The organism is Sporofaciens musculi (assembly GCF_009830285.1).
Lineage (GTDB): Bacteria > Bacillota > Clostridia > Lachnospirales > Lachnospiraceae > Sporofaciens > Sporofaciens musculi.
In genome coordinates this window covers 170831-185311 of record NZ_WUQX01000003.1, presented here as the reverse complement: position 1 = coordinate 185311, position 14481 = coordinate 170831, and the positions used below count along the sequence as shown (strand labels likewise).

Genomic DNA, 14481 nt, shown 5'->3' with positions numbered 1-14481 from the left:
ACGGTAGAGTGATAAATACTATTCGGATTTATTTGCTAAGTAGAAAGACGTATTTTTTAAAACTGTCTCATTGCATATGGGCAGGTATTGTATTATGATTTACGAAAAAGGAGGTAAGAGATATGGCGAATGAAGATAAAAAAAGATTTTAATGCAATGTTGCATGAAAGTAAGGATATGCCCAAGATTCAAGTGATTACGGATCAGAAGAGTATTGACAAATATGGCGGTGACAGAATGTATTTTGCACCGCCAATAGAGTATGATAAAATTATGAAAAGGATTCCTTACGGGAAGGTGATAACCGTGGGAAAGATCCGTGAGTATTTTGCTAAATTAAGCGGTGCTGATTTTACAGAACCTATCACTGCCGGTATTTTTGTTACTATAGCAGCATGGGCAAGCCATCAGAGAACAAAGGATGAGACGCCTTATTGGAGGACGTTGAAAGCAAAAGGAGAGCTAAATCCCAAGTATCCCGGCGGTGTTAAGGCCCAAAAATCAAAACTGGAAGCAGAGGGACATACGATCATTCAAAGGGGAAGAACGAATATCCGGTATTATGTAAGTGATTATGAGGACTTTCTGTTTGATTTAATATAAAGCAAAATATAGTTTTTGACCATCTCTTTATAAGTTCTCATAAGCCGGCATAGCCTGTGTTTACAGGCTTTCCGGCATTTTTCAGATTTTTTCCCGTTCTTTGTGATTTAACCCTACCAATAACAAAATCGAAAGACAACCGCATAACAATAGAATTATAATACTTGCAATCACCAGCTTTACGATAGTCAATTTTACTTTATTGACAGGAATCAACCTTAGAGTTTTCAGTGTGTCGTCTTGTTCCTCCGGGCAAACCATATAACTTCCCAACCGTCTGTGAAAAAACCAGTCCCGGAATATCGCTTTATTTAAAGCAAATGAGGGATGACCACGGTAACTAAAATCCCTACAACATAAACGGCGTTTAATCCAAGCGCAATTTTGGTGTAAATATCTCTGAACTTCATTTTAACAAAGAGAAAGAGTGCATATAAAAAACTTAGCCCAGCAAAAATGCAATATCCTATAATAATGGCTGTCGCTGCTGGTGAAGTAGGTTCCCATACAAGAACTGCTGTTAATGGCACAAAAACTGTTACGAGCGCAATCATACTTAAAATTATTTCTTTCATTTTAAAAGCTCCTCGTATAATAAGTTTGTAAGCAAGAAAAACTGCTTACAGACTTATTCTTTTTGATTAGACAGAAGGATAATTCTAAACATCCTTTCCGAAGATTCTTCTTCAATCACGCTGGTTCATCCATTCTCTGTCTATTGGTTAATAAGTTACTTTATAGTCATGGTCCCAGATGTTACAATAAGTTCCATAAGAATTGTAGCTATGGTCATTGCTTCATCGCTCCTGCAAAGCGTTTGCTATTGCCAAGAAAGCATGCAACCCTAATACTGCGCTAAGACTTATTACACAAATGCTGCATCCTGGTATCTAGCCACCAGCAGGGTATTTCTTCCAGGTAATGCTCATAACGCGAGGTTTAGGCCGGCGTAGTGGTCTGGGATAACCCATGATTACTCTTCTTCACTTTTATTGAAAGGTGGTGATGATCCGTGAAAGAACATATTGATTACCTCTCAACACTGTTTGTTGGGATTGATATTGCATCCCGTGTTCATGTTATCTCTGCACTTGATTTCAACGAGGAATTCTACATCAGGATGAAATCTGTAGAAAACACTCAGGAAGGTGCAGCTTTTATTGAACAGATGATTTCTGATGTATTAAAACACAACCATCAGTTCAAATACGTTATGATCGGTATGGAAGCTACTGGTTTCTATGGTGTCCATCTGGCGAATTATCTTTCTGCCAGTGACCTGCTTGCTCCATTCTCTGTCAGAGTTTACTGTCTCAATCCGAAAGAAGTTAAGAACTACAAAAAGTCCTTTAACGATATCGGAAAAAATGATGGCATTGACTCTTATGTGATTGCCGATTTTGCCCGTGTGGGACGTATTGCAATCAAACCCTGGCGTGGCTCCCAATACCTTGCCTTACAGCGTCTTACCAGACACCGTATGCACATCACTGAATGTATCGCAAGAGAAAAGACTTACATGCTTAACAACATTTATCTCAAGTTCAGTGAATACGCATTACTCCGTGATGGGCAGCATCCATTCGCAAACAAATATGGTGCCACAGCCGAAGCCATTCTTACCGAGTACACAACGAATGAAGATATCGCAAAATCATCCGTAGAAGACCTCGTTGCTTTTATTAACTCCAAGAGCAAAGGCCGTATTGCTGATCCGGAAGAAACAGCAAAAATCTTACAGGCTGCAGCCCGCAACTCATACCGGCTTGATAAATGCCTCTATGAGCCGCTTACTATCTCAATCGCTTCTTCCTTTAACTGTATCAGTTCCTTTGAAAGAGAACTCAAAGCGATTGATAAAGCAGTCCTTCAAACAGTTCAGGGACTAAACCCTGACGAGTACACTGTACTGAATTCCATTCCTGGGATTGGTAAAGTTTATTCAGCCGGTATCTTGGCCGAAATGGGTTCCATTAAGGCTTTTCCTAATGCCAATGCCCTCGCAAAATACTGTGGTATCGTTTGGAACGATAATGACTCTGGCGATTTCGTAGCCGAAGACAAACACATGAGCAAAGCTGGCAACAGATATCTGCGCTACTACATCATAGAAGCTGCCGGAAGTGTTATAAGACACTGTCCTGAATACAAAGCTTTCTATGACAAAAAATATGCTGAGACAAGAAACCATCAGCATAAACGAGCACTCGCGTTGACTTCCCGTAAATTTATACGTCTGCTCTTTGGTCTGCTGGACAAGGGCCAACTCTACTCTCCGGAAAAGAGTAGGTAATCCATACTGCATATCGAACTTACGTTCTTAATAGACCGTAGGTCTATTAAGGTTACCCTTTTCCAAGAAAATCTTTTTCATTTTCCTCTTGACATATTACCAAATTGCTTTCTTATCCTCAATGTCTGTTTGTCATTATGCGTTCTCTCTGCGCAGGACGTAGAGAGATATTATTTTTCCTCTGCTTTGTTTTAGCTTCACCCGGCGATTTAGAGATTACAATGATAAAAGCTGAAATCAACAACATTACTCCAAGTGAAGCAAGCCCCAGTGGAATGCTTGCTTTATTTTTTGCGTTGATATATGATGTGGTGTCAAAACCAATCACCGTAAAAGAAGCTAAAAAAGGATAAATATTTCTAAGCAGACCACTTTTAAAAAACATACTGCAATAGCCCAATATAAAAGCGATAACTGCGCCGCCCATAAAAAATCCCGGTGTTCTCCCACAAAATGCGATAATAGGAAGAACGGCAATATAAATGCAAATCGAGATCCCCAACATATAAAATAAGCCTTTTATCAAAGCAAGAATATCAAAACCGGAAAGCCCCGCAAAAATGCCAACAATGATTGTGATTACGAAACTATACATTCCCAATATAAGGGATAAAATGCCCATAGCGGTTAATTTCCCTGTTAATAATTTAGGAAATGAAACAGGAACAACTAAGACATTTTTCAATGTATCGTCCGTATACTCCCTGTTTATCAGATAACCGCCAATCAAAGTAAAAATAATAGGCATAAATACGGTTGCATTGTTCCAAATTGTGCTGTCTACTAATGCGCTAAGGTCAAAATTCGTATTTTTTGCTTCCTCAATCGCAACATTCTGTGTGATAAGCCCAAGAATAGGTGAGAGAGCCATTCCTATAATTCCGATCAACAGAATATGATACCGCTTTATCTTTTGTAATTCTGTTAAGACAATAGATAACATATAAAACCTCCTGTTATGCTTCCTGTTTTTGATAAACCCGTATAATTAATATAATACATACAATCGCTTCCGCAATCAGTATCGCAAATATGATAGGTGTTGATACAAAGTACGGGCTTAGACGATTATAAAAGTCTGTCATAATCTTTCCTTCTGGCACCTTAAACTGATACAGCCATCGAAAGACCATCGGTACAGGAATAAATGTGCTGATATTCAGCCCTAATGGTTTCATCATAATGGCATCACTTAGGTGCAATGCAAATCCAAGCAGTGTATAGAAGAAAGCGATTATGACAGAAATAATATAGGACTTATTGCACCAGACCACAAGGATAATACAGGGCAGAGCTGCCGCCCAAAGTAAAATACCCGTACAAAATGTAAGGAATAGCTGTAAAGCCCACCCATTTAAAGAAATACCCTGTGCAAGAGCAATTAAGATACCAATACAAAAGCCTAACATTTCATAAGTAACTGAAAACAGAAAAAGCATAGTAACCTTCGCTATGACTAAGTGGTTTTTTAAAACCGGAACACAAATAAGATTTTTTAAGGTGTCGCTATCGTGTTCTTCAAAAAACAGGTTAGCAGCTATAATTACCAGTATCGGGATCAGAAGTAAGAAACCGCTTTCCTCACGCACGCTGCTCATAACGTCTGCTAAACTTCCCTCTGCTAAAAGCATGATATTAAAAACAGGGAATAAAACAGCCGTAAAGAGAGCAATTTTAAACAAGCCTTTCCGCTTTATCTTCCAAAATTCACACTTTACAAGGTCAAGCAATCCCCTCACCCCCTGTTACACGCTTGAAATAATCTTCAAGGCTTTCTTCGCAGACATAGGCTTCTGATACGGTAAGCCCGTTTTCGACAAAGGCGGTTACAATTTCTCCGACAGAAATATCTAAATTATGCAGACGCATCTTGTAGTCGTCCTGTATGGTAAACTGCATTTCATGGAAACCCTGTTCTAAAATCCTCGCCGCCTGTGTTGTACTGGAAACGGTAAAACGGATATGTCTGCTGCTCTTTGCTTCCAGCTCTGCAAGGCTTTCTTCCTCCAATAATACGCCGTGGTCAATAATTCCTATATCATCAGCCAGCAATGCAATCTCGGAAAGAATATGGCTGGAAATCAGTATCGTTTTCCCTTTTTCAGTACAGAGGTCACGGATAAAAGAGCGTACTTCCGCAATTCCAATCGGGTCAAGACCGTTAATCGGTTCGTCCAAAATCAAAAGCTCCGGGTCGTGCATAATGGCAAGGGCAATCGCCAATCGCTGCTTCATTCCAAGCGAATATTGGGAAAACAGCTTTTTGTCTTTATAGGGAAGCCCTACTAAATCAAGCGCATTTTTAATTGCATTGCGGTTCGGCACTCCCCGCAGGGTTGCAAAAATGCGCAGATTTTCTGTGGCGGTCAGGTTCGGGTAAAATCCGGGGGATTCAATCAGACTGCCAATCCGGGGCAACAGCTTCTTCTCATTTGTCCGTAAAGGTTTTCCCCAGATTGTAACTTCCCCGGAAGTGGGCTGTGTCAGCCCAAGCAGCATTTTCATGGTCGTTGTCTTTCCGGCTCCGTTTCTGCCAAGCAGACCGTAGATGCGCCCTTGCCTTACATGGATATTTAAATCCGCAACGCTTTTCTGTGTTCCGTATTGTTTGGTAAGATTTTTTGTTTCAATTACATATTTGTTCATTGCGAGACCTCCTTTTCATACTTCATTCTATCACGCTAACCTTGCCAAAACCTTGCCGAAACTTTGCTTTTTTCTTGCTTTTACAGTTAAGCAAAATTCGATAAAACTGAAAAATCCCCGTATTATTACAGGGATTTCGGAAACAATAAGGCAAATACAGTTCCTTTATTGGGAGTGCTATCAACGGTAATCTTTCCTTTGTGAGCAGCTACAAGTTCTTTTACGATTGATAAGCCTAATCCATTTCCTCCGGCAGACCGCGACTGATCACATTGGTACATTCTTTCAAAAATATGCGGGAGATGATCGGGGGATATTCCTTTTCCATTATCTGTCATAGTGATTTTGGCTTGTAGGTCATTTTCAAAAATATGGAAAGATATTTTGCTTCCTTTACTATGGATAAGGACATTTTGCAACAGATTATTGAGGATGCGGCTATAAGCGTTTGCATCTATGCGCATAAGATATTCTGTTTCCGGTATATCAAACGCATAGTCAAAATTGTTATTTTCTAAAACAGAAATCCAATCAACTATAATATTCCGGGATAACTCGTTTAGGTCTAAAATTTCAAAATGAAAAATCTGTTCTCCGGAGTCCAGTTTTACCCATTCAAAAAGGTTTTCAACAAAATGCTTTAGGTAATGAGCTTTCTCAAATGCGACATGAATATATTCGTCTTTTTCTTTTCCTGCAACTATCTGACATTCTATTGCTTCCAAATAACCAACCAAAGAAGCAAGGGGAGTTTTCACATCATGGGAAATACTTGTCATTAACCGTTTATATGCCTGTTCAGATTGTTTTTGTTTGATAAGCTGCGTTTGGCTGTTCATTGCAATATCGTTAATACCATAGCAGATTTTTCTTGTCATATCGTTCTTTTTAGTCAACATACGGCGGTTTAAATTCCCGGATTTTATATCTTCAAGGGCTTCTTCGATAATAGATAGTTGTCCCTGTACACGCCTAAGTTTTAAGAGAAGAAACAAAATAAATAAGAGTGTGATACAAAACGCAATCAATAAAAGCAGATTAACATTCATGTTATGCCTCCCTGTTAAAACGATAGCCAACGCCACGGACGGTTAAAATATAAAAAGGGTGTTCCGGGTCTGGTTCAATTTTTTTCCGTAATTTGCTGATAAAAGACATGATATTGCTATCATCAAAAGCATATTCTTCCTCCCATACATGGGTATAAATCTGCTTCTTCGTAAATACCTTCCCCTTATTCGCTGCAAGAAAAGAGAGCAGATCAAATTCTTTTCCTGTAAGTTCCACTTGTACGTCATTCATAAAAACAAGACGATTAAGATTATCAATCGTCATTCCTTGAAACACCATACAATCCGTTTCAGTGCTGGAAGATGGATTGAGCAGGGTATAACGCCGGATAAGGGAATTTACACGCGCCATAAGCTCGTTAATGCTAAATGGCTTTGTCAGATAATCGTCTGCCCCCATTCGCAAGCCGGACACTTTATCTTCCTCGTCGCTTTTGGCAGTGAGCATAAGGACGGGAACATTGCTTGTCCGCCGTATTTGCTGCAACACTTGAAATCCGTTTAAATCGGGCATCATAATATCCAGAATAATAAGGGAACAGCTATCTTTGTTTTCATCGGCCAGACGCAGCCCCTGAATGCCGCTATATGCCGCTATGGCTGATAAATTTTCCTGCTCTACGCATTTTTTCATAAGAGCGCACAGTTCTTTATCATCATCTATAATCAATACATTATTCATGGCGTAACTCCCTTCCATCAATCGTCTTTTTTGCGTCTGTTTGTATCAGCCGCATATACCCAGGTTTTGAAACGTCCGGTATGCGGTTCTCGCTGCAAAGTATTTGTACCTGTCTTTCTTCAAACTGTATCAGTATATAATTGTATATGGATACTCGAATAATAGCAAGTGCCTCATTGTGTATTAGAATGTATTTTACACCGCCATTTGAGTATGATAAAATTATGAAGAGGATTCCTTACCGGAAGGGCTTTCTTTTTGAATTTCTAAAAATGTCGTATTTTAAAGGGGCAATACAGATATGTGGCAGATTTCATTTATTCTTTTTTTAATACCATTTTGCATATTTGCGAGAATTATGCTGCACGATCCCAGAACATTATGGATCGGCGTTTCATTTTTCTGGATGATGACAAGTCTGGCTGTTTTTTTGTTTTTTATACTTTCCCAGTATTCAGAATGGCTTGCGTCACATGATGCAGTCATCGGACTTCTTGTTTTTCTGTTTATTTTGGCAGTAGCCAGCGTAATCGCATTTCCGGCAGTTTTGATTGTTACGTTTTTTATAGAAGGAATAAAAATTATCCGGCATGAGGGAATGAAGCCTTCTAATTTATTATCTATTCTATTTTCAATCTTGCTGTTTGGATATCTTGCAGTCTGGCCAGTGATTGGGAGTCTGGAAAAGGGCAGATTCAGTACAATGCTCTATGTAACGATTAGTTTTTCTGCTGTATATGTATTGTCACTGATGGCGATGTATTCACTATCTGCCGTCCTTAATCTTATTCATCTGAGAAAAAAGAGGAATGCGGACTATATTATTGTACTGGGCTCCGGGATTATTGGGACTAAGGTTACGCCGCTGCTTGCGGCCCGGATTCATAGAGGGATAGAGCTTTTGCGTTGCAATCAGAATGCAGTACTGATTATGTCCGGAGGGCAGGGGCCAGGCGAAGATATTTCGGAAAGCGCCGCTATGGCGGCATATGCTGTCGATCAGGGAGTGGATGCTGAAAAGATCATAATGGAGCAAAAATCGGTATCAACTGAGGAAAACCTGATGTTTTCAAAGGAGTTGATAGACAACGAGAATGCGAAAATTGTTATTGTTACAACTGCTTATCATGTCTTTAGAGCTTTAATCCTGGCGAAGCAGCAAGGAATAAAATGCGTAGGGTTTGGTGCAAAGACGAAATGGTATTTTACACTGAATGCATTGCTCCGTGAATTTGCAGGATATCTTCGGCTGACCTGGAAGAGACACGCCATTGTAATAGGCATCATTATAAGCATTGCAATAGCTTTTAGATGAGTTATTAAATCCATATTTTAATTCATAAATGTAGGCTAAAGAAGACCAGCAGCCTCTTTATTCATGCTGCAGTGAACCTCTATATATTGATAATTCCTGCAAAATAGCAGGATAATTGCAATATTCCTGTAGGATTAGTGTGTTATGCTTCTTATACATTAAAAATGAAATTCCATGCAGACGGGCATAACGATTTGGGAATTCATTTTCGATGTATGGATTTTATGGAGAAAGAGGTGCTTTAATTTATGAATTTGTTGGAGGTTAAATCAATTTCCAAGACCTACGGGGAAGGAGATACGGCTGTACAGGCTTTAAAGAAAGTTAGTTTTTCGGTACCGAAAGACCAACTATTAAAAGTCAAGTAGATAATTGAAAAAATTCAAAAGAAATTTTGTAAAAAAGAGTATGACAATAAGGCCTGCTGTCAGGCAAGCCGGCATGGGTTAAAAGGATTTACACTTTTGGAACGTAAGGCCGATTGTTTTTTAGGACGGCATAAATGATGTTGCACATTTTTCTAGCAACAGCTCCAACACATGTCAAATGATGTTTGCCTTCTGCCCTCTTTTTCTGGTAATAGACACTTAATACGGGGTCTCTAAAAGAAGCGATTAGAGCGGACTGAAAAATGGCTTTCCGCAAATAAGGTGATCCGCGTTTGCTCATTACATTGTGGGCTGCTTCAAATTCACCGGATTGTGTAACAGTGGCATCGAGACCGGCAAAAGCCACCAGCTTTCTGGGGCTGTCAAATTTGGAGATATCGCCTATCTCGCTAAGAATGGTCGCTCCTGTGACAGTGCCAATTCCAGTAATGGTAGTAATGGGGGATTCCAGTTTTTCCATGATACTGGAAATTTCCGCTTCCGTTTCTGTTACCTGTTTTTCAATAAAAGAAATCTGCTCGATCAGTGATTTGAGCTGGAACGTGAAGCTGTTTTTGGCAAAGGTAACGCCGAAAGAAGAGGATGCAGCAGCTTTTAACTGTTCCGCTTTCGCAGCGCCGACTTTCTGTCTGCTAAGTTGTGCAAGAAGTTCCGCCAAGGTTTCAGATGAAACCGATTCAAAATCAATCGGTGAAGAAAACTGGAGAAGGATTTCTTTTGAGGTCTTGCCGAAAATGTCGGAAAAGATGGACTGGTATTCGGGGAATACCTGATCCAGAACACAGACAACTTTCCGTTTTAAATCACTGATGGATTCCACAAGATAAGTGCGGAAGCGAGTCAGGGTACGCAGAGAAAACAGAGCTTCGTCTGCAAGCCTGGTTTCCACGAACTGCCCATACCGGATCAGGTCAGCGATCAGGAGGGAATCAATGATGTCATTTTTGCGTTTGCGGATTTCTGTTCCCCTGCGCCATCCATCGGTTTGGATAGGGTTGATAACATGGAGAAGGAAACTTTTCTCAAAGAGGAAAGAGTAAACGGAAAGCCAGTAGTGGCCAGTAGCTTCCATACCGATCTCAAAATCAGAGGGGTTTAAAGAATAAGAAGCGAGTTTGGAAAACAACGCATTTCCGCCATCCGAAGTATTGGGAAAGGAAAAAGCTTTGAATACTACTTTGCCAGTATCATCCATCATGGAAGCAACATGATTATTTTTACCAATATCAATGCCCACAAAAACATAAGAACACCTCGAAAAAAGATTTCAGATTGGGAGACCACTCATCTAATAAGCGCCACTACCTTGTGCTAAATACGGAGAGAAGCCATAAGGCAACCAACATCCAACTCATACGCGGAAAGCTTATTAGAGAGAGGGATCAGTCTTTCAAGTACGAGCAGAATCGCTCAAGGAGAAAACGATCATCCTCTCAATCTAATAAAACAATTATCTCCTATCAGACTGGAGATGTAAAGAAGTAGGTCTAAGGGTTTATAGGTATCCCTCGAACAACCTAAATACATTATACAAGGAGAATTTGTCGCAATCGTCGGGGAATCAGGCTCCGGAAAGAGTACGCTTCTTAATATGATCGGTGCGCTGGATATGCCTTCCTTTGGCAAGGTATATATTGACAGCAAGGATATTTTTGCAATGAAAGAAAGAAATCTTACGGTTTTCCGTCGCAGGAATATCGGGTTTATTTTCCAGAACTTTAATCTGGTTCCCGAACTGACGGTCGAGCAGAATATCATTTTCCCGGTACTACTTGATTACCAGAAACCAAACAGAAGATACCTGGAGGAACTGCTAACAGTGTTGAACCTTCGGGAGCGCCGGCACCATCTGCCAAGCCAGCTCTCGGGCGGGCAGCAGCAGAGAGTGGCAATCGGTCGGGCGCTGATTACCCGTCCTGCCCTCATCCTTGCTGATGAGCCGACGGGAAATCTAGACACACAGAACAGCAGAGAGGTGATTACGCTCTTAAAAGAAGCGTCCAAGAAGTATGAGCAGACTATCATTATGATTACCCACAGCCGCAGCATTGCACAGAAAGCGGATCGTATCCTGCAGGTGTCGGATGGGGAGCTGAATGATTTGGGGGAGGTGCGGTGAATGAAGAATTATCTTAGCTTAATTCCGATTTCTGCACATGTCCACAGGCGGCAGAACCGGCTGACACTTTTGTGCATTACAATTTCCGTATTTCTGGTGACGGCGGTTTTCAGTATGGCTGACATGGGAAATAGGATGCAGACGAATAATATGCTTAAGAAGCATGGGAACTGGCATATCCAGCTAAAAAATGTGCCTGAAGCCGATGCAGAGCGGATTGGCCAAAGTGCAGATGTTTCTGTTGCGGCATGGACGGATGTGGTGAATTACGGCAGGGAAGAAGAGTACCATATTGGGAAAAGGAAGGCTGTTCTATATGGGGTTGATGAAGCTTATATTACGGATATCAAGAATGGTTTGAAGGAGGGCTCTTTCCCGCAGAATGATACGGAGATTTTGCTCAGCTCTAATGCAAAGGATGCGTTTGGCGCAAAGACAGGCGACAGAATCACCATAGAAACACCTTCCGGCAGTATGGATTTTACCATATCCGGATTTGGTGAGGATGATGAGGAGTTCAATGCATTATATGGAACATTCAGTGTATATATGAACCGAAAAGCGTTCGAGAAGTACGGGCTTGTCCGAAATCCATCCTTATATATACGGTATCAGAGCCAGGCAGATATTAGCAGACATGTTTCAGACATCAAGGAAGAGTATGGATGGGCGGATGAGAATATCGAAGTAAATAAAGCTTTGATGGGGACGGGAGCCCTTGGTGGGGATTCGGGAATGCAGGAGATTTACATGATTGCTGTTATGCTGTTTATTTTGATACTGATTGCAGGAGCGCTGATGATTGCAGGCAGTATGAACAGCAATGTTGCCCAAAGGACAAAATTTTTCGGTATGATGCGCTGTATCGGTATGAGCAGGGAGCAGATTATCCGGTTCGTAAGGCTGGAAGCCCTGAACTGGTGTAAGATTGCGATTCCGGCAGGTGTCATCCTTGGTATTCTGGTCACATGGGGAGTGTGCGCCCTGCTGCGGTTTATGGCAGGAGAGGAATTTGTCAGTATTCCATTGTTTGGAGTGAGTGCGGCAGGAATTGTCAGCGGAGTGGCAGTGGGAATTATTACGGTTCTGATTGCAGCGCAGTCTCCGGCAAAAAGAGCGTCCAAGGTGTCGCCTGTGTCGGCTGTTACAGGGAATGCAGGGGATGGGAAAAATATGAGCAGCGCAGCAAATACCCGGTTTGCAAAAATAGAAACCGCTCTTGGCATGCATCATGCGGTATCGAAAAAGAAAAACCTGATATTGCTGACCGGCTCTTTTGCCCTCAGCATTATTCTTTTTTTAAGTTTTACCGTTTTTGCAGATTTGGTGAGCCTGATTATGCCCCAGAAATCTAATGATGCAGATATTGAGATTGCGAGCAGTGACGGCTCGAATTCAATAAGCAGCGTACTGCTGGATGAACTTGCAGGCATGGAGGAAGTAACCAATGTGTTTGGGCGCAGGAGCTGTTTTGATGTCCCGGCGCAGTTTGAGGAAGAGAGCCTTTCGTCTGGCGTGGTGGATGTTATTTCTTATGATGAATTTGATCTGGACTGTCTGACAAAGGATAAGGAGCTTAAAAAAGGCAGTGATATTTCAAAGGTATACGGGAACAGCCGTTATGTTCTGGCAATCTGTGACGCAGATGTTCCGGTAGGGATAGGTGATAAGATACGGGTTGGCAGTGAAGAGGTTGAGATTGCGGGAATGCTGAAAATGAATCCGTTCAGCAGTGACGGGACGTCTGGTGGAAAGGTTACAATCATTACTTCAAAAGAAACATTTACACGGCTGATGGGTATTGCGGAATATGCTCTGCTCATGGTGCAGATGGAAGAGGATGTAGAGAATGGAGATGTGGAAGCAATCCGTAATGCAGCGGACAATGAAATAGACGGTGAATATGCGTTTAGAAACAGGATCGGCCAGAAAACAGGCAACACGTATGCGGCATTTATGATTTTTGCTTATGGATTCCTGGCGATTATCGCATTGGTGACAGTATTGAATATTGTGAACAGTATTTCCATGAGTGTATCTGCCAGAATCAGGCAGTACGGAACAATGCGCGCGGTCGGCATGGACGAATGGCAGGTAACAAAAATGATAGCGGCAGAGGCATTTACTTATGCTTTCTATGGATGTGTGGCCGGATGTATTCTCGGACTGCTCCTTAGTAAAGGGCTGTACGGTATCCTGATTATACCGCATTTTCCATATGCTGTGTGGAGCATTCCAATCGTTCCGCTTTTGGTCATCGTGCTGTTGGTTTTTGCAGCGGCCGTGGCTGCAATCTACTTTCCGGCGAAACGCATTCGGAGTATGGTGGTGACAGAGACGATAAATGAATTGTAATAAATGGGCAAAAAAAACAGGAAGTCTTTTTTGAATTTTCTGTTTTTTGTGCCGTTCTGCATGTAAGGCTATTATTCAGTTTTTAGCTGGCTGCAGTTTTATAAACCAGAATGGTCAATTTCTGACATTATCGGATAAAATGATACAATTAGAATATTTGGAGGCACAACGCTAAGACAGATTCAATCTGTCTAAAAATAGTGTATTATGTTATTGTGACGGAGAGGAATAGCTTCAGGGGACTTTTCAGGATATTGGGGAGTTTTTTCGCTAGTGTATGTCTGATATTATGGAAGAAATTAGCGCTTGAATTGTAACGACAAAAGCGTTACAATATAAAAACAAGGAGGTGTAATTATGGAAAAAACAGCAACATTGAACTTAAGAGTAAATCCAACTGTTAAAGAACGGGCAGAAAAAGTATTGTCTCAGTTAGGTGTTCCCATGTCAACAGCAATTGATATATATTTGAATCAAATTTCTCTTACAGGTGGAATTCCTTTTTCTGTTTCTTTACCAAAAGCACCAGTACCGATTCATGCAGATGCCATGACAACGGAAGAAATCCATCAAAAATTGGAAAAAGGTTACAATGATATAGCAGCAGGTAGAGTGCAAAATGCAGCGGAAGCGTTCGCAAAATTTAGGGAGACTCATTGATATGAAACAATATACGGTTGAGATTACAAATGAAGCATTGGCTGATATGGATCAATTATACAATCACATTGCTTATGTCCTTCAGGCACCGGAAAATGCAATGGATCAGTATAACCGGATTGCAGACGCTATTTTGACATTGGATACTATGGCTGAGAGAATCTGTATTATGGAATCAGAACCGGAACGAAGCAAAGAGATGAGAAGATTGTTGATAGACAATTATTCTGTCTTTTTTATAATCCAGGGAGATAAAGTGATTGTAACAGATGTATTATATAGTGCATCAGATATTGAAAACCGATTAAAAGGTTAAATGATAAAATCAAAAAAGGAAATATGAAACATG

Annotated in this window: 12 protein-coding genes and 3 pseudogenes; 7 read left to right on the top strand and 8 right to left on the bottom strand. The window is 40.9% G+C overall.

Annotated features, from left to right (window positions below; genetic code table 11):
* The first annotated feature begins 122 nt into the window (after nt 1-122).
* Nucleotides 123-603: pseudogene (locus GN277_RS28745) on the top strand (MGMT family protein).
* Between the two features lie 176 nt (nt 604-779).
* Here GN277_RS28745 and GN277_RS32530 read toward each other — a convergent pair.
* Nucleotides 780-876, bottom strand: a pseudogene (locus tag GN277_RS32530) (ABC transporter permease); the annotation flags it as partial.
* 38 nt (nt 877-914) lie between these two features.
* Nucleotides 915-1178 carry a hypothetical protein gene (locus GN277_RS28735; RefSeq protein ID WP_159757806.1) on the bottom strand — a complete coding sequence of 88 codons (264 nt, stop codon included), beginning with the start codon at nt 1176-1178 and terminating at the stop codon, nt 915-917.
* 437 nt (nt 1179-1615) lie between these two features.
* On the opposite strand from GN277_RS28735, the gene GN277_RS28730 reads away from it, so the two are divergent.
* Nucleotides 1616-2896 (top strand): IS110 family RNA-guided transposase, encoded by a 1281-nt coding sequence (locus GN277_RS28730; RefSeq protein WP_159751637.1) that lies wholly within the window; start codon nt 1616-1618, stop codon nt 2894-2896.
* A gap of 118 nt (nt 2897-3014) precedes the next feature.
* On the opposite strand, the gene GN277_RS28725 is transcribed toward GN277_RS28730, so the two are convergent.
* From GN277_RS28725 to GN277_RS28705, 5 genes are all read right to left on the bottom strand, one after another.
* On the bottom strand, nt 3015-3839 hold the full coding sequence (locus GN277_RS28725) for an ABC transporter permease (protein ID WP_159757803.1): 825 nt from the start codon (nt 3837-3839) through the stop codon (nt 3015-3017).
* A gap of 13 nt (nt 3840-3852) precedes the next feature.
* Nucleotides 3853-4635 carry an ABC transporter permease gene (locus GN277_RS28720; protein WP_244325029.1) on the bottom strand — a complete coding sequence of 261 codons (783 nt, stop codon included), beginning with the start codon at nt 4633-4635 and terminating at the stop codon, nt 3853-3855.
* Nucleotides 4619-5542: an ABC transporter ATP-binding protein gene (locus tag GN277_RS28715; protein ID WP_159757797.1), complete on the bottom strand. Its 924-nt coding sequence runs from the start codon at nt 5540-5542 to the stop codon at nt 4619-4621. The genes GN277_RS28720 and GN277_RS28715 overlap by 17 nt, the downstream gene beginning before the upstream one ends.
* Before the next feature lie 125 nt (nt 5543-5667).
* A complete protein-coding gene (locus tag GN277_RS28710; RefSeq protein ID WP_159757794.1) occupies nt 5668-6591 on the bottom strand; it encodes a sensor histidine kinase in 924 nt (307 codons plus the stop codon).
* A gap of 1 nt (nt 6592) precedes the next feature.
* Nucleotides 6593-7294, bottom strand: a complete 702-nt coding sequence (locus GN277_RS28705) for a response regulator transcription factor (protein WP_159757791.1) — start codon at nt 7292-7294, stop codon at nt 6593-6595.
* A 406-nt stretch (nt 7295-7700) separates the two neighbouring features.
* On the opposite strand from GN277_RS28705, the gene GN277_RS28700 reads away from it, so the two are divergent.
* Nucleotides 7701-8609 carry a YdcF family protein gene (locus GN277_RS28700; RefSeq protein WP_244325028.1) on the top strand — a complete coding sequence of 303 codons (909 nt, stop codon included), beginning with the start codon at nt 7701-7703 and terminating at the stop codon, nt 8607-8609.
* Nucleotides 8610-9065: 456 nt separating this feature from the next.
* Here GN277_RS28700 and GN277_RS28695 read toward each other — a convergent pair whose 3' ends face one another.
* Nucleotides 9066-10235, bottom strand: a complete 1170-nt coding sequence (locus tag GN277_RS28695) for an IS110 family RNA-guided transposase (RefSeq protein WP_280178624.1) — start codon at nt 10233-10235, stop codon at nt 9066-9068.
* A 294-nt stretch (nt 10236-10529) separates the two neighbouring features.
* On the opposite strand from GN277_RS28695, the pseudogene GN277_RS28690 reads away from it, so the two are divergent.
* The 4 genes and pseudogenes from GN277_RS28690 to GN277_RS28675 form a co-directional block, all read left to right on the top strand.
* A pseudogene (locus tag GN277_RS28690) lies at nt 10530-11117 on the top strand (ABC transporter ATP-binding protein); the annotation flags it as partial.
* On the top strand, nt 11118-13472 hold the full coding sequence (locus tag GN277_RS28685; protein ID WP_159757785.1) for an ABC transporter permease: 2355 nt from the start codon (nt 11118-11120) through the stop codon (nt 13470-13472). It begins immediately after the preceding pseudogene.
* A 357-nt stretch (nt 13473-13829) separates the two neighbouring features.
* On the top strand, nt 13830-14132 hold the full coding sequence (locus tag GN277_RS28680; protein ID WP_016220666.1) for a type II toxin-antitoxin system RelB/DinJ family antitoxin: 303 nt from the start codon (nt 13830-13832) through the stop codon (nt 14130-14132).
* Between the two features lies 1 nt (nt 14133).
* Nucleotides 14134-14448, top strand: a complete 315-nt coding sequence (locus tag GN277_RS28675; protein ID WP_016220665.1) for a type II toxin-antitoxin system RelE/ParE family toxin — start codon at nt 14134-14136, stop codon at nt 14446-14448.
* The last annotated feature ends 33 nt before the right edge of the window (nt 14449-14481 follow it).